The 26,015-nt window shown below is 44.6% G+C and carries 25 protein-coding genes and 1 other annotated feature; of the genes, 20 read left to right on the forward strand and 5 right to left on the reverse strand.

All coding sequences use genetic code 11. The features are described from left to right. Positions 1–4: 4 nt before the first annotated feature. Entirely contained in the window at positions 5–973 is a 969-nt protein-coding gene (ku, locus tag M2444_RS19210) for a non-homologous end joining protein Ku (RefSeq protein ID WP_280787776.1), read from the reverse strand. Positions 974–1,112: 139 nt separating this feature from the next. Between ku and M2444_RS19215 the strand changes: the two genes are divergently transcribed. The 7 genes from M2444_RS19215 (at position 1,113) to M2444_RS19245 (ending at position 7,052) form a co-directional block, all read left to right on the forward strand. Beyond that, on the forward strand, positions 1,113–1,283 hold the full coding sequence (locus tag M2444_RS19215) for a hypothetical protein (RefSeq protein ID WP_280787777.1): 171 nt from the start codon (positions 1,113–1,115) through the stop codon (positions 1,281–1,283). 31 nt (positions 1,284–1,314) lie between these two features. Further along, positions 1,315–1,500, forward strand: coding sequence for an H-type small acid-soluble spore protein (locus tag M2444_RS19220; protein WP_280787778.1), 186 nt, complete (start codon positions 1,315–1,317; stop codon positions 1,498–1,500). Positions 1,501–1,711: 211 nt separating this feature from the next. Further along, the gene (gene tsaE, locus M2444_RS19225; protein WP_042185258.1) at positions 1,712–2,194 is read left to right on the forward strand and encodes a tRNA (adenosine(37)-N6)-threonylcarbamoyltransferase complex ATPase subunit type 1 TsaE; all 483 of its coding nucleotides are present in this window, start codon (positions 1,712–1,714) and stop codon (positions 2,192–2,194) included. Between the two features lie 5 nt (positions 2,195–2,199). Beyond that, on the forward strand, positions 2,200–3,036 hold the full coding sequence (tsaB, locus tag M2444_RS19230; RefSeq protein WP_094871447.1) for a tRNA (adenosine(37)-N6)-threonylcarbamoyltransferase complex dimerization subunit type 1 TsaB: 837 nt from the start codon (positions 2,200–2,202) through the stop codon (positions 3,034–3,036). After that, positions 3,033–3,557, forward strand: a complete 525-nt coding sequence (rimI, locus tag M2444_RS19235) for a ribosomal protein S18-alanine N-acetyltransferase (protein WP_042185263.1) — start codon at positions 3,033–3,035, stop codon at positions 3,555–3,557. The genes tsaB and rimI overlap by 4 nt, the downstream gene beginning before the upstream one ends. Next, the gene (tsaD, locus tag M2444_RS19240) at positions 3,554–4,603 is read left to right on the forward strand and encodes a tRNA (adenosine(37)-N6)-threonylcarbamoyltransferase complex transferase subunit TsaD (protein ID WP_094871449.1); all 1,050 of its coding nucleotides are present in this window, start codon (positions 3,554–3,556) and stop codon (positions 4,601–4,603) included. The genes rimI and tsaD overlap by 4 nt, the downstream gene beginning before the upstream one ends. Before the next feature lie 391 nt (positions 4,604–4,994). Further along, positions 4,995–5,277, forward strand: a binding site (T-box leader). A 239-nt stretch (positions 5,278–5,516) separates the two neighbouring features. Beyond that, on the forward strand, positions 5,517–7,052 hold the full coding sequence (locus M2444_RS19245) for a 2-isopropylmalate synthase (protein WP_094878597.1): 1,536 nt from the start codon (positions 5,517–5,519) through the stop codon (positions 7,050–7,052). A gap of 406 nt (positions 7,053–7,458) precedes the next feature. On the opposite strand, the gene M2444_RS19250 is transcribed toward M2444_RS19245, so the two are convergent. Further along, the gene (locus M2444_RS19250) at positions 7,459–9,399 is read right to left on the reverse strand and encodes an ABC-F family ATP-binding cassette domain-containing protein (protein ID WP_280787779.1); all 1,941 of its coding nucleotides are present in this window, start codon (positions 9,397–9,399) and stop codon (positions 7,459–7,461) included. Between the two features lie 243 nt (positions 9,400–9,642). Between M2444_RS19250 and M2444_RS19255 the strand changes: the two genes are divergently transcribed. From M2444_RS19255 to M2444_RS19300, 10 genes are all read left to right on the forward strand, one after another. Further along, on the forward strand, positions 9,643–10,278 hold the full coding sequence (locus tag M2444_RS19255; RefSeq protein WP_094871453.1) for a 5-formyltetrahydrofolate cyclo-ligase: 636 nt from the start codon (positions 9,643–9,645) through the stop codon (positions 10,276–10,278). Between the two features lie 3 nt (positions 10,279–10,281). Then, entirely contained in the window at positions 10,282–10,755 is a 474-nt protein-coding gene (gene moaC / locus M2444_RS19260; RefSeq protein ID WP_094871454.1) for a cyclic pyranopterin monophosphate synthase MoaC, read from the forward strand. A gap of 79 nt (positions 10,756–10,834) precedes the next feature. After that, on the forward strand, positions 10,835–11,320 hold the full coding sequence (locus tag M2444_RS19265) for a MogA/MoaB family molybdenum cofactor biosynthesis protein (protein ID WP_020429419.1): 486 nt from the start codon (positions 10,835–10,837) through the stop codon (positions 11,318–11,320). A 137-nt stretch (positions 11,321–11,457) separates the two neighbouring features. Then, positions 11,458–11,700 (forward strand): twin-arginine translocase TatA/TatE family subunit, encoded by a 243-nt coding sequence (locus M2444_RS19270; RefSeq protein ID WP_094871456.1) that lies wholly within the window; start codon positions 11,458–11,460, stop codon positions 11,698–11,700. A 150-nt stretch (positions 11,701–11,850) separates the two neighbouring features. Then, the gene (gene tatC, locus M2444_RS19275; protein ID WP_094871468.1) at positions 11,851–12,618 is read left to right on the forward strand and encodes a twin-arginine translocase subunit TatC; all 768 of its coding nucleotides are present in this window, start codon (positions 11,851–11,853) and stop codon (positions 12,616–12,618) included. A gap of 440 nt (positions 12,619–13,058) precedes the next feature. Further along, the gene (groES, locus tag M2444_RS19280; RefSeq protein ID WP_036676506.1) at positions 13,059–13,340 is read left to right on the forward strand and encodes a co-chaperone GroES; all 282 of its coding nucleotides are present in this window, start codon (positions 13,059–13,061) and stop codon (positions 13,338–13,340) included. Positions 13,341–13,418: 78 nt separating this feature from the next. After that, positions 13,419–15,047, forward strand: coding sequence for a chaperonin GroEL (gene groL / locus M2444_RS19285; protein ID WP_094871457.1), 1,629 nt, complete (start codon positions 13,419–13,421; stop codon positions 15,045–15,047). A gap of 280 nt (positions 15,048–15,327) precedes the next feature. Beyond that, positions 15,328–16,458 carry an ROK family protein gene (locus M2444_RS19290; RefSeq protein WP_280787780.1) on the forward strand — a complete coding sequence of 377 codons (1,131 nt, stop codon included), beginning with the start codon at positions 15,328–15,330 and terminating at the stop codon, positions 16,456–16,458. 20 nt (positions 16,459–16,478) lie between these two features. Further along, on the forward strand, positions 16,479–17,201 hold the full coding sequence (locus M2444_RS19295; RefSeq protein WP_280787781.1) for a 6-phosphogluconolactonase: 723 nt from the start codon (positions 16,479–16,481) through the stop codon (positions 17,199–17,201). Between the two features lie 33 nt (positions 17,202–17,234). Continuing rightward, positions 17,235–18,620, forward strand: coding sequence for a family 4 glycosyl hydrolase (locus M2444_RS19300; protein WP_042124563.1), 1,386 nt, complete (start codon positions 17,235–17,237; stop codon positions 18,618–18,620). A 70-nt stretch (positions 18,621–18,690) separates the two neighbouring features. On the opposite strand, the gene M2444_RS19305 is transcribed toward M2444_RS19300, so the two are convergent. The 3 genes from M2444_RS19305 to M2444_RS19310 form a co-directional block, all read right to left on the reverse strand. Continuing rightward, a complete protein-coding gene (locus tag M2444_RS19305) occupies positions 18,691–19,674 on the reverse strand; it encodes a tRNA dihydrouridine synthase (RefSeq protein ID WP_042131871.1) in 984 nt (327 codons plus the stop codon). A 70-nt stretch (positions 19,675–19,744) separates the two neighbouring features. Further along, positions 19,745–20,044 carry a helix-turn-helix transcriptional regulator gene (locus M2444_RS33585; protein WP_481857510.1) on the reverse strand — a complete coding sequence of 100 codons (300 nt, stop codon included), beginning with the start codon at positions 20,042–20,044 and terminating at the stop codon, positions 19,745–19,747. 113 nt (positions 20,045–20,157) lie between these two features. Then, entirely contained in the window at positions 20,158–21,135 is a 978-nt protein-coding gene (locus M2444_RS19310; protein WP_280787782.1) for a tRNA dihydrouridine synthase, read from the reverse strand. 298 nt (positions 21,136–21,433) lie between these two features. On the opposite strand from M2444_RS19310, the gene M2444_RS19315 reads away from it, so the two are divergent. The 3 genes from M2444_RS19315 to deoC all read left to right on the forward strand — a co-directional run bounded on the left by M2444_RS19315 (position 21,434) and on the right by deoC (position 25,981). Further along, entirely contained in the window at positions 21,434–23,659 is a 2,226-nt protein-coding gene (locus tag M2444_RS19315) for an S-layer homology domain-containing protein (RefSeq protein WP_280787783.1), read from the forward strand. 140 nt (positions 23,660–23,799) lie between these two features. Further along, complete coding sequence (locus M2444_RS19320) at positions 23,800–25,008, forward strand: MFS transporter (RefSeq protein WP_280787784.1); 1,209 nt, start codon at positions 23,800–23,802, stop codon at positions 25,006–25,008. A 307-nt stretch (positions 25,009–25,315) separates the two neighbouring features. Further along, positions 25,316–25,981 (forward strand): deoxyribose-phosphate aldolase, encoded by a 666-nt coding sequence (gene deoC, locus M2444_RS19325; protein ID WP_094872388.1) that lies wholly within the window; start codon positions 25,316–25,318, stop codon positions 25,979–25,981. The last annotated feature ends 34 nt before the right edge of the window (positions 25,982–26,015 follow it).

Consider the following 26,015-nt stretch of genomic DNA (forward strand, 5'->3'; position numbering starts at 1 on the left):
CCTCCTAAGATACGGTTGTTTTACTTTTGGGGCTACGACGCTTCGGTTTGGGTGCGATGACTGGAATCGGCCCAGAAGCTTCATTCTGCAGTTCGGCAGGTTCAGCTGCTGCTTTGGTCTTGGAAGTTTTTCTTTTGGCAGCCGGAGTGGCTTTTGTTTTTGTCTTCTTGGTACCTGCTATTGAAGGACCTGGATCCGTAGGAACATGCTGTACCGCCTGAATACTGGCCTGCAATGCTGCCATAAGATCAATTACATTACTTTCCTGTTTAGCGGGAGCAATATGAAATTCTTCGCCTGCAATTTTATGTGAGATTAGATCAAGCATACGCTGGCGATAATCATCGGTATATTTGGCCGGATCAAAAGGCGTGGACAGCTGTGAAATCAGCAGCTTCGCCATATCCAGCTCTTTATCATTCACCGTCCCTGCTTCGGGCAGGCCAGGCACTTGTGAGACTGGTCGCACTTCATCAGGATAAAAAATAGTCTCGATGGCGAGGCAATCCTCCAGCACACGAATAGCAGCGAGACTGCTTTTGGAACGAATCGAAATTTTGGCGATGCCAATTTTACCAGTTTGACGCATGGCCTCCATAAGAAGCCGGTATGCATTTGTCCCTGCCTGATCCGGGGATAAATAATAGGTTTTTTGAAAATAAATCGGATCGATCTCCGTCAGATCGACAAAGTCGAGTATGGTAATGCTTTTGCTGCTTTCGTCGGTCAATTGATCCAGTTCCTCTTTGTCGAATAGAACAAATTTCCCTTTTTCATATTCATACCCCTTGCCGATTTCTTCCCAAGCCACCTCTTTGTCACATACTGGACATTTACGTACATACGACAGAGGGCTGCCGCATTCCTTATGAATATAACGCAGGGAAATGTCCTTATCTTCCGTAGCGGAGAACATTTTAACCGGAACATGCACTAGCCCGAAGCTGATGGCTCCTTTCCAAACGGTATGCATGAGAAACCCCTCCTGATCTAAGTTGGTCTGCTTTGGGTTAGTATGAGGCAGGAAAGGCTTTTCTAGCCGGGTGCATTTTTTGAGAAGCATGGGAAAATATAAAACCAGGCCTATAAAGCTGAGGAGGAGAATACAAGGAATGGAACCCAGGGATAACGAGTGGACCGATGCATTAAGTGAGCAGGATATTCCAGCGGCAGTTGTGGATTGGGATAGTATTATTGCTCCCCCGGAGGCTAGTCAGGTATCTGATTCGGAGAAGCTGGATGCAGAACGAACCCTCGAAGATACATCACCCTTAGAATCGTAAACTATAGGAAAAATAAAGGAGGAGAACAGTGGTGGACGTCAAACGGGCACAGGATATTTATGCTTCTAAAGAGACGGTAAGTGTACATTTGGATGGAGAACCTGTATGGATTGAGCATGTGGATGCACAGAACGGAATGGCTACGGTTCAAGTGGGCTCTCGACCAACGAATACGCATACGGTAGGTGTTGAACGGTTAGAGGAGCAAGAACAATAACAGGGTTTGTTCGAAAAGCTGAGATAATCTAAATCACACGTTTATAAAAGAGATTCTTTATGCTTATCTTTGCGTAGAGGTCTCTTTTTCTATTGTTGGCATACTGGCATGGAAGATTGAATGGGGACAGTTGTTGCGGTGGATGGAGCATACCGATATAATTAATAGTAATGGTTTTTGGCAGGTACATTTTAAAAGGTGGTAGTTGTAGTTGGACAATACAGACGAAACGGTGTTCACTTACCGTTCTTACAGCCTCCAGGATACGGAGTTGCTTGCAGCTGCTCTAGCTACTGCTTCAACGCCAGGGATGATTATCGGTTTGGATGGCGATCTGGGCGCAGGAAAAACAGCATTCTCACAAGGGTATGCTCGGCATCTCGGCGTAAAGGGGATTGTAAACAGTCCTACTTTTACAATTATTAAAGAGTATGAGGGCCGTCTGCCCCTATATCATATGGATGTATATCGGATTTCGCTTCAGGAAGCGGACGAGCTTGGACTTGATGAGTATTTCTACGGGCAAGGGGTCTGCTTGGTGGAATGGAGCAGTATTATTACGGATTTAATGCCGCCGCGGCATATGCATATATACATGGAAACAGTGGGGCCAGATGAAAGAATGATTACGGTGACCGGAATCGGGGAGCCGTATGGTGAGCTTTGCCGGCAGCTGATCCAGAAGTGGGGTTAAGGAATATGACGAATCAGAATACAGAGCCGCGCAAGCGGCTTTTAGCGCTGGATACATCAACTGCAGTATTAGGCGTGGCAGTTACAGAGAATGGGGAACTACTGCATGAAATAAATGCTTCCGGAGAACGGAATCATTCGGTGCATTTACTGCCGATCATTGAGCAGGCGCTGCAAGCAACAGGAACTACTGCTGCAATGCTGGGCGGGATTTCTGTTGGTGTGGGTCCTGGATCGTATACAGGGACGCGTATCGCAGTTACCGCTGCCAAAACGCTGGCATGGGCATGGGATGTCCCCGTTGTCGGTATTTCGAGTCTACATGCAGTAGCATGGGGCGGATATCAAACAGCCCTCAAGAATAACGTGATGACCAAAGCGCCGGAACAAACTACCGAGAATAACAGCTACGGGCCTGATTGGATCATTCCACTAATGGATGCGCGCCGAGGACAGGTGTATACAGGATTATTCGCAGCTGAGGGAAATCATGCTCCTAGCCGTCTTGAGCCTGATGCCATCCGTCTGATGGCAGATTGGGTGGAGTACTTAGCTGAACGTTTAGGACAGGCGTCAGTCGAGGGAAACAAGCCTGCTGTTCTTTGGTTTGTTGGGGAGACTGAAGTTCATGGCAGTGCGGAATCGCTTCGTCCATTGAAGGATCTTGGCATTTCTATTGCGGTTCCTTATGAAATGGAAGGCCGCTGGACAGGATTTCTTGGGGAAGCGCGGCTTCAGGTAGGAAAAGATGATATCCATAGCTTGATCCCTAACTATACTCAGATCTCAGAAGCGGAGGCCAATCTGCGGTTAAGCAGAGAAGGGGGCTTAAAGAAACTATGACGGAAGCGGAATCAATGATAGCTCAAGAGGCTGAACTTGTTTTTCGTTTGATGAAGCTTACGGATATTCCTGACATTCTTATCATTGAACGGGAAGCCTTCACGATGCCTTGGACAGAGGAAGCTTTTCGCAACGAGCTAACGCATAATCATTTTGCAAAATATATGGTTATGGAGCTGGCAGGTCATATAATCGGTTATGCTGGTATGTGGGCCATCGTGGATGAGGCGCATGTGACGAATATAGCCTTGCTTGAAGCCTATCGTGGACGTAAATGGGGCGAGCGCCTGCTGGAAGAGCTGATGAAGACGGCGTCTTATGTAGGTATGAAGTCTATTACACTTGAGGTACGGGTATCGAACGAGGTAGCACAGAATTTATATCGTAAAAAAGGCTTTCGTTCTGCTGGCACACGCAAAGGATATTATTCCGATAATCGCGAGGATGCGCTCATTATGTGGGCGGATCTGCCAGAGTACGAGGAGCATGGCAATATGGAAGGAAGCGTGGACTTGAAATGAAGACAGAAACGGGCGCAGCTCAGCCTGTACTAATACTTGCTATTGAGACGAGTTGTGATGAAACGTCGGTCGCTGTAGTCAAAGATGGCTCTGAAGTGTTATCCAACATCATCTCGAGTCAGATTGAGACGCATCGCGCCTTCGGCGGCGTAGTACCAGAAGTAGCTTCCCGTAAGCATGTGGAAGTAATTACACTGGTGATAGAAGAAGCACTCGCTACAGCAGGGGTTACACCAGCTCAGTTATCGGCGGTGGCGGTTACACAAGGCCCAGGTTTGGTGGGGGCTTTACTTGTCGGGGTAGTGGCTGCCAAGAGCCTTGCCCTCGCATGGGGGAAGCCGCTAATTGGCACACATCATATTGCAGGACATATTTATGCTAACCGTTTAGTGGCAGAGTTGCAGTATCCATGCATGACACTAGTGGTGTCCGGCGGACATACTGAACTGGTTCATATGGAGCGGGAGGGTGAGTTTCGAATTATTGGACGCACCCGTGATGATGCAGTAGGCGAAGCTTATGATAAAGTGGCACGGGCACTAGGATTCCCTTATCCCGGCGGACCCCACGTGGATCGTCTAGCACGCGAGGCGACTGAGGTTGTGCCGTTGCCACGCGTATGGCTGGAGCCGGGTTCTTATGATTTCAGCTTCAGTGGCCTAAAGTCGGCTGTGCTGAATGTTGTGAATCAAAGTAAGATGAAAGGTCTTACACCAGATGTGGCAGGCATTGCCCGCGGGTTCCAAGAATCTGTGGTCGAGGTGCTGGTGGAAAAAGCCGTACGCGCTGTTAAAGCTACTAACTCCAAGCAGTTATTGTTGTGTGGAGGGGTTGCTGCTAATGCTGGATTGCGCGCAGCATTGATCTCACGCTGTGAAGCAGAGGGCATTGAGCTTATTATTCCACCTCCGGTATACTGCACGGATAATGCAGCTATGATTGGAGCTGCTGCTTATGTGAAGTGGCAGCATGATGGCGGTACTCCGCTGGATATGGTTGCAGACCCTGGATTCTCACTGGAACAATGGTCTGTATCCGCCTATTGACATCATTTGGAGCTAACGAGTATAATCAGTTCAATTATATAGGGAAACGCGATGAGCGGAAGTAGTAAGGATACTCTGGGATAATAAGAGAGCTGCGGGTAGGTGCGACGCAGTCGAAGGGGACCTGAACTCGTCTGGGAGCGGAACGGTGGAAGCATTACCGGCAATTGTCGCCGGAACGTTCGTACACCGTCTACGGGTAACCTCCGTGATAGGGTGGTCGAGTACTAACATACTGGGCCGTTGAGTGGATGTTCAATTGGAATCGGTAGTAATTTAACCGGTACAGAGCATCAACAAGAGTGGTACCGCGAAGGTTAACAGCCTGTCGTCTCTTGAATGAGATGGCAGGCTTTTTTGTATGGATTTTGAGTAGTGAGTAATGTATATAATACACGCTAAGAACGGGAGTAGTAGGGAATGACGGTGAACAGAGAGCTGTGGGGTGGTGCGACGCAGTCACCGGATGTCTTGAATCTCGCCCGGGAGCGGAGCGGCGGAAAGAATAGTACGCTGCCTACGGTTGTCCCCGTTATCGGACCTTCCCAGTCCTTCCTGACACGATCAGGATGGACCGGGAAGAAGAGCTGGACGCAGCTTAACGGCTTGATTCTATGAATAGCCTATGCGTCAAAAAGAGTGGTACCGCGGAGGGGTGACCCGCCGTCTCTTTATTAGAGACGGCGGGTTTTTGCGTTCTTATTGAAGTGATTCGGGTTACGGACTCATCGCTACATAAGACGCCAAGAGTGAACGCTCTGCACTTCGCCAATTGTGCAGAGGATTCATTCGTATCAGCTGCCGGCAGCAGTGGGTGGGGAATTTAGCAGGATCACAAGTCGACGTGTGACTCTGCGCTGAAGCATAAGCTAAAGGTAAGATATCCAATAAGAGGAAAACAGGAGGAATTCAGATGATTATTCCAGTAAAGAAACGTATACAAATTTTCGATACGACTCTGCGAGATGGTGAACAGGCTCCGGGTGCAAGTCTAACCCCAGAGCAAAAAATACTGCTGGCCTATAAGCTTGCGGATCTGGGTGTTGATGTGATGGAGCCTGGATTTCCGATATCGAGCCCTGGTGATTTTGCAGCAGTACAGACGATTTCCCGTAAGGTGCGAAATGTGGAAATTTGCGGTTTTGCACGGGCGGTTAAAGGGGATATTGACGCGGCAGTCCGGGCAACCCAAGATGCTGAACGCCGGCGGATTCACCTGTTCATCTCCTCTTCTGATATTCATTTGCAGCATCAATTGCGTATGAGCAGAGCCGAAGTCGTAGCCAAAGCCCGCGAGATGACGGCTTATGCGCGTCAATTCTCTGATGTCGTTGAATTCACGGCGATGGATGCTGCGCGAACAGGAATCGATGATCTGATTGAAATGATTGAAGCTGTTATTGAGGAAGGTGCTTCTATTATCAATCTGCCCGATACGGTCGGATACGCATTGCCACATGAATATGGGGAAATGTTCCGACGTGTGCGGCTGGGAGCAAGAGGTGGAGAAACGGTAAGCTACAGTGCCCACTGTCATAATGATTTGGGGCTGGCTGTAGCCAACAGTCTGGCAGCCATTGATGGAGGTGCGACGCAGATCGAAGTCACTGTCAACGGAGTCGGCGAGCGTACCGGGAACTGCGCGCTGGAAGAGCTTGTGATGGCGCTCGAAACCCGCGGGGATGCAATTGGAGCAGAAACAGGAATTGTGCTTGATAAGCTGTATGATACTTCGCGGCTGATCAGCGGAGCGATGCATTTTCCAATCGCCTATAACAAACCAGTCGTCGGAAGAAATGCCTTCCAGCATGAGTCAGGGATTCATCAGGATGGTTTGCTGAAGGATCGTAGCACCTATGAGATTATGGACCCGGAGCGGCTGGGTATCCCGCGTAGCATGATCATTCTGGGCAAGCATTCTGGCAGACATGCGCTGAAGGACCGTGCGGCGAAGTATGGTATTACGCTGGAGCCTGCGGAGCTGGATGCACTTTATGAATCGTTTAAAGAGACCGCTGACCGACAAAAGGTTGTCAGTGATGATCAATTGCTGCAAATGGTGAGTAGTACTACCGGACAGCAAGCTCAGGTCTATGAACTGGGTGAGGTTCAAGTATTGGCAGGTAGTGCCCAGCGCCGGGTTGCCGCGGTTACGGTTCGCCATTTGAAGTCTGGACAGGAATCCTCCCATACTAGTATTGGGGATGGTCCGCTTGAGGCTATCATTGCTGCTATTGGGCAAGGAATTTCAGAGGACATAGAATTCTCTGGACTTGAGCTGCATTCCCTCGGAAGTGGGGAGAATGCCCAAGCGGAGGCGGCTGTGATGGTAGAGTGGGAAGGTCTTAAATTTAGAGGCACAGCTACTCATCAGGATATTATCATGGCAGCAGGGATTGCTTATATTGCAGCCTGTAACGCTGCGCTGCTCTCTACACAGATCGTTTAATATGTGTCGTACCCGCTGTCTGATTAAGAGATAGCGGGTTCTTTTTTAGCTTTTGATGACAGGTTTTAGGTGGGGTTATGTCTTTTGTCAAGTTGTGGACAACGTTATCCACATATTCTCTACGAATTGTGTAAAAAGTGCGTAAAATCAGCAATGTCAGCTCTTTTTAAAATGCCCGTATAACCATTTTTGTTAGCAATGAAACATTGTGGGAATTGTGGATAATGTGGATAATTCGGTGGATAATAATTCCTGTAATTCGAAAATACCGATTTAACGCATAAAAAAAGCCCCTAAGGGGCTTTTTTAGCAGGGAGTTATACACGAAACCTGTGTATAGAGCTGTGGATAACTGTTTATGAACAAAATAAGAAATATGAAAAAAATTTATGAAGTGGCTTTTACATTATTCGTCAGCAAGAATTTCCCATTCGTTAAATAAATCTGTAAGCTGAGTTTTTTTGTTCTTTAGATCCTCTTCATGACCTTGAAGTGCTAAATAATCCTGGTAAACTTCAGGTTTAGTCATTTCATTCTCTATAAAAGCGATCGTCTCTTCTAGCTCAGCAATGCCTTCCTCTAGCTCAGCAATTCGCCGCTTCCGGTTACGCTCTTCACGCTTGGTTTGCTTGTCCGCTTCGAAGGAGGAAACAGCGTTTTTTTCAGGAACTGGAGCATCCTTGTTGACATTTTTGGCGGCTAATTCGGCGGCATCTTTCGCAATCTCTTCTAATTCTCGTTTTTTCTCAATATAGTCATCGTAGTTGCCAAGGTATTGATCGATCCCCTCGGGATGAAGCTCAAGCACCCGTTCAGCCATTTTATTGAGGAAATAACGGTCATGAGAAATGAAGAGCAATGTGCCCTCGAAATCAATTAAAGCTGATTCTAGAACCTCACGACTGACCAAATCCAAATGGTTGGTTGGCTCATCTAGGATGAGCATATTAGCGCCGCGCAACATGAGCTTTGATAATGCAACGCGTGCTTTTTCGCCGCCGCTCAGCGCAGATATCTTCTTAAGAACATCTTCACCGCTGAAGAGGAAGTTGCCAAGGATCGTACGGATTCTGGCTTCCTCAATCATTGGATATTCACTCCATAGCTCTTCCATTACTGTGTTCTTTGGATTGAGGCGGGTCTGTTCCTGGTCATAATAAGCGACCTTTACTTTAGTCCCCCAATTCACAGTTCCAGTTGAAGGCTCACGGGTTCCGGTCATACACTGCAGCAGTGTAGATTTGCCAATACCATTGGGACCGATGAGTGCAGCAGTTTCTCCCCGGCGCAGTTCGAAAGTAGCGTCTTTGAACAAAGGTGGACCATCCTTAAAGGTAACCGCAACATTACGGACTTGCAGCACTTCTTTACCAGACATGAAGTCCGGCTCGAAGGAGAAGCTGGCTTTCTTCAGATCGCCCATCGGCCGATCCATACGGTCCATCTTCTCAAGCGCTTTGCGTCTGCTCTGCGCACGTTTCGTGGTAGATGCTCGCACAATATTTTTCTGAACGAAATCTTCCATTCTTGAGATTTCATCTTGCTGTTTCTCATACTGCTTCATCCGTGCTTCATATTCGGCAGCCTTCAAATCTACATATCGGCTGTAATTGCCTGTATAACGCCGAGATTGATGACGTTCGATCTCTACAATAGTAGTTACAAGCCGATCAAGGAAATAACGGTCATGAGAGACAACCAGAATTCCGCCAGCATAACTGCGAAGATAATCCTCAAGCCATGTTAATGTTTCGATATCCAGATGGTTCGTCGGCTCATCCAGCATTAGAAGATCGGGAGCCTGAAGCAAAATACGGGCTAATGCGAGTCTAGTCTTCTGGCCACCACTAAGTGTGGAGATAGGTGTATCCGGTGGGAACTCACCGAAGCCCATGCCGTGCAGGATACTACGGATTCGTGTATTCATTTCATAACCGCCGTGATCCTTGAACCAATCTGAACGGCGGGCATATCTTTCGAGCAGTTCTTCGTACCGTTTTGGGTCCTCTGCCAGCTTAGGATCGGCAATGCTTACCTCCATCTCTCTTAGCTCAGCCTCGGCTTCGATCAGCGGTGCGAAAACGGCCATCATTTCTTCATGAATGGTTTTGTCAGATTGAAGTCCGCTATTTTGGGCTAAATACCCGATAGTAGTTTCTTTTGATTTATGAATTTGACCGCTGTCATAGGACATTTCACCAGCCAGAATTTGCAGAAAAGTTGATTTGCCGGCACCATTAACGCCCACGAGTCCGACACGTTCCTTTTCATTTACCTGAAGGCTTATGCCATCTAGTACGTTCTGTATACCATATGATTTTGTAATTCCTGTCGCTTGAAGAAGCATAACGATGAAACCTCCACCCTTGCATATTTCGCCTTGGCATTTACACCTCAGCCTTATGAATAACTTATTCTATAGTTTACATGAAAAGCGTTTCCCAAGCGAGAGCTCGATATATCGGAAGCAGAGAATAACGACCCGGCCCAGAAACACAGTCTATCCACCTTGGCGAACCAGGGAGAAGAGTGGTAAACTGGATTTACAAACAAGGATAAGCTTGGGATAAATACAGGGGGTTGCCGGGCGATGACAAGCAAGGAGTCGGTGATCTCCAAAGCAAAGCAACAACTAAGAACTGAGAAGACCATCGCCCGAAACGAGCTCTCCTCGGACCAGAGAAGGGAATTGTCTTTTCTGGTCTGCAAGCATGCATCAGAGTGGCTGAAGACGAAAGACATAGCCTCATTGATGGCCTATGTATCTTTTCGTTCTGAACTCGATACCAACGTGCTTCTTACACAGGCGTGGAAGGACCAGCGTAGGGTACTGCTGCCGCGTGTCATTCTGGCAAGTGGTGCAATGAGTGTCCATATGGTGAACGCGTGGAGTGAGCTTGAGCCGGGGGCGTATGGTATCCATGAACCTATTGTATCCGGCAAAGATTCACAAGAGATTGAAGTTGTTACACTACCGGATGTTGTGTTTGTTCCGGGGCTGGCTTTTGATCTTCAGGGAGGCAGGCTTGGTTACGGCCGAGGATACTATGATCGATTGCGTGCGTCATGGGAGACGGAAGAGTATGCCGCTGCGAAGCCCCCTGTCTGGATCGGGCTGGCCTTTGGTATGCAACTTGTTCCGAAAGTGCCCATGGATGAGCATGATGCCTTTATGGACATGCTGATTACTGAAAATGGCATAGTGAACTGCCGAAAAGGAGAGTGAGCCGTGGAATTGACCCATTTTAACGAGCAGGGAAGAGCTCGTATGGTGGATGTGAGCGAAAAGGAGATTACGAAGCGGACAGCTGTCGCGCGGAGTAAGATCAAGATGGCGACTGAGACGCTTAGTGCCATCAAGGAAGGCAAGATCAGTAAAGGAGACGTACTTGCCGTTGCGCAGATCGCTGGAATTATGGCGGCCAAGAAGACGTCTGACTGGATTCCGATGTGCCATCCGCTCCCGCTTACCGGTATTGACATCCGCTTCTCCGATAACAGCGAAGATGAACTTTATATAGAAGCAACAGTCCATACTACCGGAAAGACCGGAGTTGAAATGGAAGCATTGACAGCTGTTTCTGCTTCAGCACTAACGGTGTACGACATGTGCAAGGCTCTTCAGAAGGACATGATTATCGGGCCAACGCTCTTATTGTCTAAAAGTGGGGGTAAGAATGGAGATTACGCGCTTGAATCATGATCAGACCTGACGTTCGGTGCGCTGAAGCAATTGGGCTGCACTGTACAGCCGATTATACATAGAGAGGGAGGACAAACCTATGGCGTGGAAAACAGCAATCCTAACGGCCAGCGATAAAGGGGCCAGGGGCGAACGGGAAGACACGAGCGCCCAGGTTATTCGGGAGCTGGTGGAAGAGGAACTTGGAGGCGAGATCGTTGAATATCGGATCGTGCCTGATGAACAAGATGAGATTATCGCAGCTTTGATAGAACTCACAGATTATTTTCAAGCAGATCTGGTATTGACTACCGGAGGTACGGATTTAGCGATACGCGATGTGACTCCAGAGGCAACCCGGCGTGTAATCGAACGGGAAGTGCCTGGACTTTCAGAAGCGATGCGAAGTACGGTGATGCAAAAAAACCGTGCGGTGATGCTTTTCCGCGGGATATGCGGCATTCGTGGACGCACGTTGATTGTCAACTTACCGGGCACACCGAAGGGTGTTCATGAGAATTTAGCAGCCATTATGGATCAACTGCCTGAAGCGTTACTCATGGTAACTGGCCAATACCGTCAATAACATTGTCATATTCTTGTCACGTCACAAGGATAAACTATTTATAGAAGATAGTGGATGTAACTGTGACATAAGTTATGGTATTATTAGATTATCGTAAACGATACCATGATCGGATAGACGGACAAGGAGGAATAATAATGTTTAGTGGAATTGGTACTCCGGGTATTATCTTGTTGGTTATACTGGCACTGCTCCTCTTTGGCCCGAATAAACTGCCAGAGTTAGGCCGCGCAGTTGGGCGAACCTTTCGTGAATTTAAGGAAGGCGCACGTGAAATCATTGGTGATAGTGATCCGGTGAAGAAGAGCGAAGCTCCTGTGCCGACGGCCCCGCAGACGGTCGCTGCAGATATTCCTCAGGACAAACGCCTGCCGGAATAATAAAAGGTTTAACAATGGGGCAATCTCTCAAGTCTAATAGACTTAGGAGATGCCCCTTTTTCAATTTGGTTGCTGCTTTCTGCAGAAACGGGCACAGCTATACATAAAGTCGGTGTGGCGTTTCTATTCTTGTCATGGGATGGTGTCAGGATGTCTCTCGAATCGGAAGAAATGTCGGTGGTGGATCATCTCACCGAGCTGCGTAAACGGATTATTTATGTGCTGATTGTATTTGTTTTGGGATTGGTAGGGGGGCTGTTCTGTGCCAAGCCAATCTACGATTATTTAATTAGTACAGATCTAGCGCAAGGTTTTGTTCTGCATGCTTTCTCATTCTGGGATGGTATCGGAATGTATATGAAGATCGCAATGGCGGTTTCATTAGTCATTTCAATTCCTTTTATTGCTTACCAGCTGTGGGCGTTTATTAGTCCGGGCTTACGGCCGGAAGAGCGTAGTGCAACACTTCGTTATGTACCCTATGTTTTTGTTCTTTTTCTAATCGGTCTTTCGTTTGCTTATTATGTTGTATTTCCAATGGCGCTTTCGTTCACGATCTCTATCACCCGGAGTATGGGGCTGGAAGAGACCTACGGAATTGCGCAATATTTCAACTTTATGTTCAGTCTGGTGCTACCTTTAGCGCTGTTGTTTGAGCTTCCGCTGCTGGTGATGTTTCTGACCAAACTGAGGGTTCTTAACCCGATACGCTTGCGTAAAATGCGTCGATACGCTTATTTCACGCTTGTCTTTATTGCTGTAGTCATCACTCCTCCGGATTTTATCTCAGATTTTCTGGTGACGATTCCACTGCTAGTGTTATATGAGTTCAGCGTATTCCTGTCCGCCTTCGTCTATCGTAAACAGCTCGCTGCGGATGCGGCAAGGGAAGCTCAGTACACCAAGAGTGAGGAATGATAATGAAAGAGCTGTCACTAAGTAGATTTTTCTACGAAAGAGACAGCTCTTTTGTTTTAAACCCCCGTCTTTTTGAAATGTTCGGGCGTAGGTGGTACAGTTGAGACTACTGGAAATCATACGCATATTTTCACACCCTGTGGATAGAATGTATAGAGTGTGTGCCTAGGACAACCAGTGAAACGTTATTTTTTACGAAAACAAATGCGAATTTGTGTAAAAGGACTTGAAATCCGGGCTCAAGTTGAGTATCATAAAAATTGTTGTTAGCACTACAAGCTGTCGAGTGCTAATGCTTATGGAAAATATGAGATGGACCAGATATTCGTAGCGTCCAATTGATATTTTTCATAAACACCAGAGATTTTGAAGTAAGACAGGTAAGTTCTAAACTATGTTTTGAAGCAAAATAACATAATTTAAAAGGAGGCTATTTTTTCATGATCAAACCTTTAGGTGAACGCGTATTGGTGCTACCGAGCGAGCAGGAGGAAACCACTTCATTCGGGATTGTGCTTCCGGACTCCTCGAAAGAAAAGCCACAAGAAGGAACTATTATTGCAGTAGGTAGCGGAGCTTTAAAAGATGGAGTACGTGTAGCGCTGGAAGTTAAAGAAGGCGACCGTGTTCTTTTCTCTAAATATGCAGGAACAGAAATCAAATACGAAGGTAAAGAATATTTGATTATGAAAGAAAGCGACATTCACGCGATTCTTGACTAAGCGAGAGTCGATCATAAGCTAAATCTAAACTACTTAAAGTAACGTGATATACAAAAAATTCTAGGAGGTAATTACACAATGGCTAAAGAAATTAAATTTAGTGAAGAAGCACGCCGCTCTATGTTGCGCGGTGTAGATGCTTTGGCAAATGCGGTAAAAGTTACACTTGGACCAAAAGGTCGCAACGTGGTACTTGAAAAGAAATTCGGTAGCCCGCTTATCACTAACGATGGTGTAACTATCGCTAAAGAAATCGAACTTGAAGATGCATTCGAGAACATGGGTGCTCAACTGGTTAAAGAAGTTGCTACTAAGACTAACGATGTAGCCGGTGACGGTACTACAACTGCAACGGTTCTGGCTCAAGCTATGATCCGTGAAGGTCTGAAGAACGTAACGGCAGGCGCTAACCCAATGGTTATCCGCAAAGGGATCGACAAAGCAGTTAAAGCTGCTGTTATCGAATTGCAAAGAATTTCTAAACCAATCGAAGATTCCCAAGCTATCGCTCAAGTAGCTGCTATCTCTGCTGCTGACGAAGAAGTGGGTCAATTGATTGCTGAAGCTATGGAAAAAGTAGGTAAAGACGGTGTTATTACTGTTGAAGAATCCCGTGGATTCCTTACTGAGCTTGAAGTCGTAGAAGGTATGCAGTTCGACCGTGGTTACATTTCCCCGTACATGATTACTGATACGGATAAAATGGAAGCTGTTCTGGAGAACCCGTACATCTTGATCACTGATAAAAAAATCAGCAGCACTCAAGAAATTCTTCCTTTGCTAGAAAAAATCGTTCAACAAGCTAGACCGCTTGTTATTATCGCTGAAGATATCGAAGGCGAAGCTCAAGCTATGCTGATCGTGAACAAACTGCGTGGAACATTCAACGCTGTTGCTGTTAAAGCTCCTGGCTTTGGCGACCGCCGTGAAGCTATGCTGCAAGATATCGCTGCCCTGACTGGTGGCCAAGTGATTACTGAGAAGCTCGGTCTTGATCTGAAGACTACTTCCATCGAGCAATTGGGTAACGCACGTCAAGTACGCGTAACCAAAGAAAATACTACAATCGTAGACGGAAGCGGCGACAAAGCAGACATCAATGCTCGCGTAAGCCAAATTCGTGCTCAACTGGAAGAAACAACTTCCGAGTTCGACAAAGAAAAATTGCAAGAGCGTTTGGCTAAATTAGCTGGCGGCGTAGCCGTTGTCAAAGTAGGCGCTGCAACTGAAACAGAATTGAAAGAGCGTAAGCTTCGCATCGAAGACGCCCTGAACGCAACTCGCGCTGCGGTTGAAGAAGGTATCGTGTCCGGTGGTGGTACTGCTCTTGTGAACGTATATGCTGCTGTTGCTGCTGTTGTGGCAACTGGCGACGAAAGAACAGGCGTTAACATTGTATTGCGTGCTCTGGAAGAGCCAGTTCGCACAATCGCTGCTAATGCTGGTCAAGAAGGTTCCGTTATCGTGGACCGCTTGAAAAAAGAAGCTGTAGGGATCGGCTACAACGCTGCTACTGATGAGTGGGTAAACATGTTCGAAGCTGGAATCGTTGACCCTGCGAAAGTAACTCGTTATGCTCTTCAAAACGCTGCATCCGTAGCGGCTATGTTCTTGACTACTGAAGCAGTAATTGCTGACAAGCCAGAACCAGAAAAACCAGGTATGCCTGATATGGGCGGCATGGGTGGAATGGGCGGCATGATGTAATAAGGCTGTAAATCTTTGAAATAGGATTGATTAGAAGCCTCTTATGGGTTCATTGAACTCATAAGAGGCTTCTTTTTGTGGCGTACCCAGATGCACGCACTTGCTGGTGATATTAAGATAGAGAACAGATTAATTTAAGGAAGTTAAATAAATACACTTGAACGTTCACTACAGTGAATATATAATGAATTCAAGAGGTCAGTAAGTGATGACCTATCTTTTTTGATTAGTTATTTAACTTTATTTATTAATTATATTAATAATATAATATGGAGGACATATGAAATCATTTTTACCCAATGATATTAAAGATGAGAATAGAAAAATAGTCTTCGACATTTTGCTTCAATATCCTGAACTGGCGAAAGTTGAGATTACAGAAAAAACGGCAATGAGCTTTGTTACTGTAAGCAAGATTGTTACCTTTTTTGAACAGATTGGTTTATTGACCGTCACTGGTGAAAGTCGAGAAGGCTCTGGCGGCTTGGGAAGAAAGCGCACGGTTTACAGATTTAATGAAAACAGCTATACGACAATCGGAATACAGATTATTGGCAACACGATTACAGCGGTACTTATTAATCTGCACGGCAAGATCATAGATTCGTATTCGATTGAAACAGATATTCCGTTCTATAGCCAGCAGTTTACTTCGATATTTATAGAGATTGTGGAGCATTTGAAGAGTAAAGCGAAGGAAACGGATAGTGTTGTCTTGGGGATTGGTATTGGCATTGATGCTGCGATCAATACAAGAAAGAAATCGATCCGGATGAGAACGCATCACAATAAAGAAAACGACTTTATGTATGAAACGATTATTGAAACTCTCAAGAGCGAAGTAAACTTACCCATTCTTCTGGAGAATGATGTGAACGCAGCGACTGTGGCGGAATTTCGGAATCTTGAAAACTCAGATCAATCATTGACGAGTCTCATTCATGTTGCTGCAGGTGATGGGGTCGGAGGCGGCCTGATTATTAACAAAGAGCTTCACCGCGGCGTTAATGCAAGTGCAGGGGAGCTGGAGTATATGTGCTTTGATTCAGAATATAAACGTACGCCATCTTCAGTAGGTTGGCTGGAAAGCAAATTAGCCATTAAGTATTTGTTAAGCACATATGATTTGAATTCAACGAATGACGTAGAAGCTTGTATTGATTATGTTTCGAAGAATCTGGCATTAACGATTACCAATATGATCAGCATCTTGGATATCGACCAGGTCATTATTAGCGGTAAAACGGTAACGCTGTTCCCGGAACGCATATTGGACCGCACGAAAAGCTATGTCGAGCAATATACGGAGTGGACTCCTCAAATTTCTTTGAGTAAGTTACATCAATCAACTGCCATCGGAGCAGCTATACTTATTCTCCAGCAAGAGATGATTAATGTCATTTCGGAGTAAACAAGAAGGAAGTGAACAACATGATCAAAATCTTTGAGAATGAAGAGGAAGTAGCAAACGAAATTGCCAGAGAGATGAAAGATCATTTATTTACCGATCAGCATCCCGTGTTTTGCCTGGCTTCAGGGAGTACTCCACAAAAAAGCTATCAGAAATTTTCCAATGATGCGGACCTCCAATTGAAAATCAAGAGGCTTAACATCGTTAGCTTGGATGAGTGGGTTGGCATTGACAAGAGCTCCGAAGGCAGCTGCTATCAGATGTTGAATCAAGATCTGTTCTCCCAGATTTCACTGGATAGCAGACAGATTGTGTTTTTTGATGGAACATCGCCGGATATGAAGCAGGAATGTTTACGAATTGATCACTTTATCGAGCAACACCCGATTTCATTCAGCTTGATGGGCGTAGGTATGAATGGACATATCGGATTAAATGAACCTGGTAGCCCAGTATTAAATTACAGCAGTGTTGTGGAGCTGTCGGAAACAACAAAGACTGTCGCTCAAAAATATTTTCATGAGCAGACTGAATTAAAGCAAGGCGTTACATTAGGTTTGGAACAGATTGCAAGGAGTAAAAGAGTTGTTGTCGTCATAACTGGAGAGCGCAAAGCTGATATCGTGAAGGAAATCTTCATAAACTCTGACGCACAGCTGCCTGCTCAGCAATTGCTCGGCTATGATCATATAGATTTCTTTTTAGATGCAGCAGCCGCCAAATATATGGATCAGTCATTATAGTTGAGGCGTAATATGAAAAGGAGCTTGAAGACCATGAAAAAGTTGAAGGTTGCGTTAATCGGAGCAGGAAGTGTTTCCTTTGGACTAGGAGCACTTCAAGATCTCGTGTTATCAGAACGTTTGAGAAATCAAGTAGAACTCGAAATCGCACTTATGGATATTGTAGAAGAGAATGTGAATAGAACGTACAAGTATGCAACCGAAATGTTTACGGCATTTTCTCATCCTGCGAAGATTTGGCAAACGACGAATTTGGAAGATGCCTTAAGAGAGGCTGACTTCTCCATCGTTGCGATTGAGGTAGAGAGATATCACTACTGGTCACAAGACTTCCATATCCCACGGCGTTACGGCAGCAAGCAGCTATATGGTGAGAACGGCGGTCCAGGATCAATGTTCCACACCTTGAGAAATTTAGGTCCGATGCTGGAGATTGCAAAGACAATGGAGAAGGTATGTCCAGATGCCTGGCTAATTAACTATACGAATCCCGAAGCGAAGCTAGTGGAAGCCATCTCCAAATTAACTTCAATCAAAGTGGTGGGCTTGTGCCATGGTTTAGATATGGGGATTCATCAGCTAGCTGAATTCCTGGAGATGGATAGTAAAGATATTGCAGTTGAAGGCGGCGGATTGAACCACTTTGGCTTCTTTACGAAGATCTGGAACAAGAGTACGGGAGAGGATTTATACCCTCTATTCCATGACAAAGAAAAGCAAGCTAACCGTTTGGCACATTTCGATCATATTGGATTATCCAGAACCTTGTACCATACTTATGGCTACTACCCTTACCCCGGGACTAACCATTGTGGAGAGTATATTTCTTGGGCAGAGGATTTCTATGCTGGACTACCTTTACAGTTCCGTTACAATCCAATGAGCGAGCAGCTGTGGAAGAAGGACTCCAGAACACCTGAATTTGTATACTGTGCAAGTGGCAGTACTTTGGATAAAGGCTTATTCGAGAATACGCTGAATCAAGAGCAGTGGTCTGAGCAGGCTTATCTATTTGATAAAGATAAGGTTCAAATTAGTAATGAATACGCAATACCAATTATTGAAGCGATTTTCTTCGACGATGAAATCGAGTTGAATGCTGTTAATATGCCAAACCACGGCGCTATTAAAGGACTTCCAGAGGATATGGTTGTTGAAACACAAGCGATCGTTAATAAAAAGGGTATCGTATTTAAGCCAATGACGGTTGAACTGCCAACTGCCATTATCGGAATGATCCATATTCAAGGTACAATCCATAAGCTGTTACTGGAGGCGTTTCTTGAAGAGTCGAGAACAAAATTGCTGCAAGCGATCCTGCTTGATCCGCAAGCTCCAACCTACTATCAAGCTTGTGCGATGATCGATGAAATGTGTGAGCTGCAAAAAGAAATACTGCCAAAGCTGGAGTGGAAGTAAGACATCTTTAATAAAAACGGCCTCAGTCTGATGAAATTCAGAACTGAGGCCATTTATTTTGCATTACATATTATTCCGAATCTGCATCCAGAAAAGGTTGTACTAAACGACGTACCTCATCGGTTGCATTCGTCTCCATCAATTGGTTTCTTAGTTCGTCGGCTCCGTCAAATCCACGAATATAGATTTTGAAGAAGCTTCGAAGTGGATTAAACAGACGTGGTTCAACCTCTTTTGAATATTTATCGTGAAGATCTAGATGAAAAAGTAGAAGGTTAAGAAGCTCCTCCACACTATGTTCTTTAGGTTCTAGTTCGAAAGCATATGGATTTTTGAAAATACCGCGGCCAATCATGACTCCATCAACCCCGTATTGCTCTACTAATTTCAAGCCTGTTGCACGGTCAGGAATATCCCCATTAATGGTTAGCAACGTATTTGGGGCGATCTCATCGCGTAATTTTTTGATTTCGGGGATGAGCTCCCAGTGTGCATCTACTTTGCTCATCTCTTTTTTTGTACGGAGGTGTATGGACAGATTCGCAATATCTTGTCTCAATACATTTCCTAACCAATCGCGCCACTCATCAATTTCGCTATATCCTAATCTTGTTTTAACACTAACCGGCAATCCACCAGCTTTAGTCGCTTTAATAATTTCTGCTGCCACTTCAGGATGTCGAATTAATCCAGCACCTTTTCCATTGGTTGCGACGTTTTTTACGGGGCATCCCATGTTTATATCGATACCACGAAAACCAAGTTTTTTCATATCCATGCTCATTCGTTCAAAATACTCCGGGTTATTGCCCCAAATATGAGCGACCATCGGTTGTTCATCTTCCGTGAACCTTAATCGAGTAAGCACACTTTCCTTTACCTTTAATTTAGGGTGACAGTAGTATTCTGTATTTGCGAATTCCGTGAAGAACACATCGGGTTTTGCAGCTGCACTAACCACATGACGAAATACAACATCTGTGACATCTTCCATAGGTGCCAATATAAAAAACGGCTTCGGTAAATCAAGCCAAAAATTTTGTTCGTTACTCATAAATTCTCCTTCTTTTGCAACATTTTGCCCATCATACATAGTATCATTTCTTTTCGTTTAATGCACAGAATTATAGGAGGACCTTTATCTTTTTTCTATAATCGCTCGGGGTTATACCGGTACTATTCTTAAATAAGCGATAAAAATATGAACTACTAGTAAATCCAGTTTTTTCGGCGATATCAACAATGGTGTATTCAGAGGTCTTCAGCAGCTCTTTAGCTTTATCCAACCGCAGTTCGTTAATTTTATCTAATAGTGCGTTTGTTGTTAACTGCTTATATAGCCGGCTCAAATAAATTGGAGACATCGAGAGCTCGTCTGCAATTGAATTTATGCATAGGTTGGAATTACTACGTTCTGACCGTATAGGGTAAAAATGAAAGGCCTCTCGTAGGAATACGAGAGGCCTTTCATTCTGTTAAGCATTAGATAGTTTTAAACTGTCTAATTGACGGGGGGCAATTCACAGGTGAAAATGCCTCACTCTAATTCTTGCTCTAAAATAGGTTTTACTAAACGACGTACTTCATCTGTTGATCTTGTATCCATTAATTGGTTTCTTAGTTCGCCTGCGCCTCTAAATCCACGAACATAGATTTTGAAAAAGCGAAGAAGTGGTTTAAATGAACGTGGCTCGAGTTCATTTGAATATTTATCGTGAAGATCCAACTGTAATAGAAGTAAATTGAGAAAATCCTTTGGACTATGTTCTTTAGGTTCTTTTTCAAAAGCAAATGGATTGGTGAAGATGCCGCGGCCAATCATGACACCATCAACGCCGTATTGTTCAACTAGCTTTAATCCTGTTGCGCGGTCCGGGATATCTCCATTTATAGTTAATAACGTATTTGGAGCAATTTCATCGCGTAATTTTTTTATTTCAGGGATTAGCTCCCAGTGTGCATTTACTTTACTCATTTCTTCTTTTGTACGAAGGTGAATGGAAAGATTCGCAATATCTTGCTTCAATATATGTGTTAACCAATCCCGCCACTCATCAATCTCAGAGTAACCCAATCTTGTTTTTACACTAACCGGCAATCCACCGGCTTTTGCTGCTTGAATAATTTCTGCTGCAACCTCAGGATGTAGTATTAATCCAGCACCTTTTCCATTGGATGCGACGTTTTGTGCGGGGCAACCCATGTTTAAATCGATACCGCGAAAACCAAGTTTTTTCATATCAATACTCATCTGTTCAAAAAATACAGGTTTATCACCCCAAATATGAGCAACAATCGGTTGCTCATCTTCTGTGAACGTTAATCGACCACGAACACTGTCTTTTCCTACAGGGTGACAATAGCTTTCTGTATTAGTGAATTCTGTGAAAAACACGTCGGGTTTGGCAGCTTCACTAATGACGTGACGAAATACAACATCTGTGACATCTTCCATTGGTGCTAATATAAAAAACGGCTTCGGTAAATCAAGCCAGAAGTTTTGTTCGTTACTCATATTATCTCCTCTTGTTGTAATATATAAAAACGATATAAGGATAGCAAAGTCCTATACCCATCATACATAGTATCATTTTTTTTCGTTTGATGCACAGAATCAATGATGTGAGCGACAGCCAAATTTATGGTTGTAGTGTTCATCAGTAATAAGGCCATGGCTTGTTTGTTTATAATCTGTTTATTGATACTTGTTATAATCCTGTAGATGAAAAGTTTGTAATTTAAAGTCGAATTGTGTTAACGAATCGATTATAGACAAACGACATAATGCATCCAATGAACAGGGGGACAAGTAAGTGAACAAAAAGCAATGGATAAGCTCTATATTGGCTGCTGCTGTATTATCAAGCCCTATCATTATGCCGACCAAAGGATCGGCTGCCGCTTCCTTTATTGATATTGATAGCTCATATGCAAAGAAAGCGATTGTTGAGCTATTCGATCAGGGGATAGTGACCGGTGTTGAAGAGAGTAAGTTCTATCCTACGTCAAATATTACACGGCAGGATTTTGCAATTATTTTAGCAAAAACATTGAAGCTGGATATTTCGAACCCACCTGCGCTGCCTACCTTTCTGGACGTTACCGCAAGCAACTACGCATACAGCTATGTAGAGGCAGCTGTCAAAGCCGGATTGATCAAGGGTACCGGCAGTAATCTTTTCGGTACGGGGCAAAATTTATCACGTCAGGATATGGTCGTCATGTTCGTGAGAGCATTGGGAGTCAATCCTACCGGTAAAACTGGAACTTTGCAATTTGCTGATAGTAGCCAAATTGCTGATTATTCCAAAGATTCTATAGCTGCCGCTGTGGAATATGGATTGATTACCGGATATAATAATTTTTTTAATCCTGAGGCCAAAGTAGATCGTCAGGCTGTAGCTCTAGTAGCTTCCAAGTTTCTAAAGTTTAAGGAGAGCGGGAATACTGAGCAGCCAAGCGCCACCCCAACTCCTCAGCCGGGTAAAGAAGCGGTAACTGTACCTACTCCTGTTGTTGGAGGGTCTTCCTCTTCACAAAGTGGGCATAGCAGCAATTCAGATATCAATGCACCTTTGGTTGATAGCACCAAGTTCGAGGCGGTGGATAACTACAACGGGACACAAGATCAGCTTCGCGGGTTAGCGGGAGCTATTGGAGAGCAAGGAGCAGCAGTTCAAGCCTATCTGTGGACGGATACGAATGAGAACGGTGAAGTAGATGCCGATGAATTAGGAACAGCTATCGCATTAGGCACCAGTGAAGCAGACGGATCTGTGAATGCAGCTAATGTCGGTGATTTGCGCGCAGGAACGTATCGTTTCGTGATTACGGCTAAGGATTCATCCAATAATGAATCGGTGAAGGATGCTGCGCATGCCGTTACGTTGACCTTGAGCAAGAACGAAGTTCCGGATACGACTGCACCGGTAGTGGACACAGCTAAGTTCGAGGCGGTGGATAACTACAACGGGACGCAAGATCAGCTTCGCGGGTTAGCGGGAGCTATTGGAGAGCAAGGAGCAGCAGTTCAAGCCTATCTGTGGACGGATACGAATGAGAACGGTGAAGTAGATGCCGATGAATTAGGAGCAGCTATCGCATTAGGCACCAGTGAAGCAGACGGATCTGTGAATGCAGCTAATGTCGGTGATTTGCGCGCAGGAACGTATCGTTTCGTGATTACTGCTAAGGATTCATCCAATAATGAATCGGCGAAGAATGCTGAACATGCCGTTACGTTGACCTTGAGCAAGAACGAAGTTCCGGATACGACTGCACCGTTAGTGGACACAGCTAAGTTCGAGGCGGTGGATAACTACAACGGGACACAAGATCAGCTTCGCGGGTTAGCGGGAGCTATTGGAGAGCAAGGAGCAGCAGTTCAAGCCTATCTGTGGACGGATACGAATGAGAACGGTGAAGTAGATGCCGATGAATTAGGAACAGCTATCGCATTAGGCACCAGTGAAGCAGACGGATCTGTGAATGCAGCTAATGTCGGTGATTTGCGCGCAGGAACGTATCGTTTCGTGATTACCGCTAAGGATTCATCCAATAATGAATCGGCGAAGAATGCTGAACATGCCGTTATGATTGAGCTTGTTAAGGGTGTTCTGACCACACCTACGGTTACTAGCTCCATATATGGCTTTGACGGAGGCATTTTAAAAACAAAACAGCTGGTAACTGGTTCTACACAACGGACCATTCGGTTTGACTTTTTCTCCGGGGAAACCTTTACGAATGCTGAAGTTCAGGTAACGATTGAAGGCATGACCTTTAACACAAATGACTATTATAGCATTAGTGGGTGGACACATCTGACAAGTGACCAAATTAGCAATAATGGGCATACGCTGACTTTCACAGGAAGCAACAGAGGTGTTTCGGATATTGCGTTTGAACTTCACGATAAATTGATGCCGGCACCGGGGACCTATCTCATTAAGTTCAAAGCAGATGCAGATGGACCTGGAACAGCTAGATCTTTCTCCGAGGAACAATTTATTACCTTAATTATTTTGCCTCCGGCTTAAAAAAGAAGCTTCTCATGAGTTCTTTGAACTTATGTGAAGCTTCTTTTTTATGAAAAATAGGATTGCTCAATATAGTCTAAATGAGTATTATGAGTAGGTATGCTCTTATAAAAATAGAGATAAATAGGATGGAGAGCACCATGACAACATCACGACAGAACGCATTGATTTTTTCATTTACTTTTATGGCGTTTATTCTGGGTACGACGGAGTATATTATCGTTGGTTTACTCTCGGAAATATCCTCGAGCCTCGGAGTGACGCTAGCGACAGCCGGGGGCTTGGTATCTGGTTTCGCGATCGCTTATGCCATTGGCACACCCATTATGATGTCTTTGTTCAGCCGCATCCCGAAACGGATTACGATTCTTGTATCGCTTGTATTGATTCTGCTGCTGAATTTGTGGAGTGCTATAACTGGAACCTATAGTATGCTGCTAGTGACCAGAATAGTTACTGCCGTACTATGTGGTTTTGTTCTTTCTGTAGCCATTACGGTAGCAAATGAAGCGGTTGACCCGGAGAAAAGAGGCAAAGCGATCGCTACAATTTTAAGCGGCTTCGCTGTTGCGAATGTATTTGGTGTACCGATCGGCACTTTTGTAGGGCAGTATTTTAACTGGCCTGCAGCATTTGTTCTGAATGGGGGATTAGCTGGAATTGCCATAGCGCTAAATTATGTCTATATTCCACGCAAACTACCGAAGCCTGTGCCTAGCTCACTCAAGGATCAGATCGAGCTGCTCACAAATGGACGTATTATTCTTGCATTTCTCATTCCAGTTACGGCAGTGGGAGCAGTGTTTGTGATGTATACGTACATCACACCATTGCTAGAGCAAGTGATGAATATTCCTAAGAGCTCGGTTAGTGGTGTACTGTTTGTATACGGGATTGCTACGATTGTCAGCAACTGGATTGGAGGCAAGGTTGCAACCGGAAATGCGGTAAGTAAGCTTAGATTCGTTTTTCTTATACAAGCAGTGATCTACATCATCTTTAGTATGACCGCATCGATCTCGATTCTAGGAATGATCGTACTCATGATGTTAGCCGTCATGTCGAGTATTGTGAGCGCACCAGCCCAGCTCTATTTGATAGATTTGGCGAAGCAGTTCTCACCACGATCGAATGACCTTGCTGCATCGTTGAATCCAGTAGCGTCTAACTTGGGAATCGCAGGTGGCTCCGCAATTGGTGGAGTCGTTGCCCAGCATGGAGGATTATTCTCCCTTCCAATAGCTGCTTCTATCCTGGCGATATCAGCCTGTGTAATTGCATTGATATGCTATAAGTTGGATCAGCAGAGTCAAGAAGCAGTTATTGCTCAGCATCATAACTTAACCTGAGGAGAAGTCATAGAGGTCGTCGGAAATAATCCGGCGGCCTTTTCGTATATCAAAGATAATCTAGCAAAACAACATTTCACTATCATTGACTATATTTTTAACTATGTTATAATTCAAACATATGTTTCTAATATAACAAAATGTATCAATACATATTAGGAGCATTAATTCGTTGCACAAACAAAGTAATAGCTTATTCATCAACATTAATGACTATGGAGGAACTAGCTCTTTGTAGTGTCAGCGAATGTTATAATAGTAACATTTTAATGTTTCATAACTAATTTTTAAAGGAGAAGTGAATAGAATGGATGTTAAAGATATATTAGCAAAAGTAGATCATACACTGCTGGATGTTACGGCTACATGGGAAGATATAAAGAATTTATGTGATGATGCTATGAAATACCAAACGGCCAGTGTTTGTATCCCAAGTGCTTATGTTAGAGAAGCAGCAAATTATGTTGAAGGCAAAATAGCCATCTGTACAGTCATTGGATTTCCGAACGGTTATAATACCCAAGCTGTTAAAGTATTTGAAGCAACAGACGCCATTTCAAATGGAGCATCAGAGATTGATATGGTGATCAATGTGGGCTTCTTAAAAAGCGGGCGTTATGAGGAAGTTTACGAGGAAATACATGCCATTAAAAATGCATGTGGAAGTAGAGTATTAAAGGTTATTGTTGAAACCTGTTTGCTAACCCAAGAGGAAAAAGTGAAAGTATGTGAGCTTGTTACAAAAGCTGGTGCTGATTATATCAAAACATCCACTGGATTTTCAAAAGCTGGAGCAACTAAAGAGGATGTCAGCCTGTTTGCACAGAACATTGGTCCAAATGTGAAGATTAAAGCAGCTGGAGGCATTCGCTCTTTGGATGATGCTAAAGCATTTATCGAGTTGGGTGCAGACCGTTTAGGAACTAGTGCCATAGTTAAAATTGTAAAAGGGCAGGAAGTATTGGGGTATTAGATATGGTATAATTCTGATAATTATACTTTATTAT

The sequence above is a fragment of the Paenibacillus sp. PastF-3 genome (genome assembly GCF_029893135.1).
GTDB classification, from domain to species: domain Bacteria; phylum Bacillota; class Bacilli; order Paenibacillales; family Paenibacillaceae; genus Paenibacillus_AQ; species Paenibacillus_AQ nitricinens.

What these genes read in the sequence shown, in the direction of transcription:
- M2444_RS19320 (WP_280787784.1), top strand. Translation starts at nt 23,800, where the DNA reads ATGACAACATCACGACAGAACGCATTGATTTTTTCATTTACTTTTATG.
- tsaD (WP_094871449.1), top strand. Translation starts at nt 3,554, where the DNA reads ATGAAGACAGAAACGGGCGCAGCTCAGCCTGTACTAATACTTGCTATT.
- tsaB (WP_094871447.1), top strand. Translation starts at nt 2,200, where the DNA reads ATGACGAATCAGAATACAGAGCCGCGCAAGCGGCTTTTAGCGCTGGAT.
- M2444_RS19265 (WP_020429419.1), top strand. Translation starts at nt 10,835, where the DNA reads ATGGCGTGGAAAACAGCAATCCTAACGGCCAGCGATAAAGGGGCCAGG.
- M2444_RS19305 (WP_042131871.1), bottom strand. Translation starts at nt 19,674, where the DNA reads ATGAGTAACGAACAAAATTTTTGGCTTGATTTACCGAAGCCGTTTTTT.
- M2444_RS19250 (WP_280787779.1), bottom strand. Translation starts at nt 9,399, where the DNA reads ATGCTTCTTCAAGCGACAGGAATTACAAAATCATATGGTATACAGAAC.
- M2444_RS19255 (WP_094871453.1), top strand. Translation starts at nt 9,643, where the DNA reads ATGACAAGCAAGGAGTCGGTGATCTCCAAAGCAAAGCAACAACTAAGA.
- M2444_RS19310 (WP_280787782.1), bottom strand. Translation starts at nt 21,135, where the DNA reads ATGAGTAACGAACAAAACTTCTGGCTTGATTTACCGAAGCCGTTTTTT.
- M2444_RS19300 (WP_042124563.1), top strand. Translation starts at nt 17,235, where the DNA reads ATGAAAAAGTTGAAGGTTGCGTTAATCGGAGCAGGAAGTGTTTCCTTT.
- deoC (WP_094872388.1), top strand. Translation starts at nt 25,316, where the DNA reads ATGGATGTTAAAGATATATTAGCAAAAGTAGATCATACACTGCTGGAT.
- M2444_RS19295 (WP_280787781.1), top strand. Translation starts at nt 16,479, where the DNA reads ATGATCAAAATCTTTGAGAATGAAGAGGAAGTAGCAAACGAAATTGCC.
- M2444_RS19245 (WP_094878597.1), top strand. Translation starts at nt 5,517, where the DNA reads ATGATTATTCCAGTAAAGAAACGTATACAAATTTTCGATACGACTCTG.
- groL (WP_094871457.1), top strand. Translation starts at nt 13,419, where the DNA reads ATGGCTAAAGAAATTAAATTTAGTGAAGAAGCACGCCGCTCTATGTTG.
- rimI (WP_042185263.1), top strand. Translation starts at nt 3,033, where the DNA reads ATGACGGAAGCGGAATCAATGATAGCTCAAGAGGCTGAACTTGTTTTT.
- M2444_RS19215 (WP_280787777.1), top strand. Translation starts at nt 1,113, where the DNA reads ATGGAACCCAGGGATAACGAGTGGACCGATGCATTAAGTGAGCAGGAT.
- groES (WP_036676506.1), top strand. Translation starts at nt 13,059, where the DNA reads ATGATCAAACCTTTAGGTGAACGCGTATTGGTGCTACCGAGCGAGCAG.
- M2444_RS19270 (WP_094871456.1), top strand. Translation starts at nt 11,458, where the DNA reads ATGTTTAGTGGAATTGGTACTCCGGGTATTATCTTGTTGGTTATACTG.
- tatC (WP_094871468.1), top strand. Translation starts at nt 11,851, where the DNA reads ATGTCTCTCGAATCGGAAGAAATGTCGGTGGTGGATCATCTCACCGAG.
- M2444_RS19290 (WP_280787780.1), top strand. Translation starts at nt 15,328, where the DNA reads ATGAAATCATTTTTACCCAATGATATTAAAGATGAGAATAGAAAAATA.
- ku (WP_280787776.1), bottom strand. Translation starts at nt 973, where the DNA reads ATGCATACCGTTTGGAAAGGAGCCATCAGCTTCGGGCTAGTGCATGTT.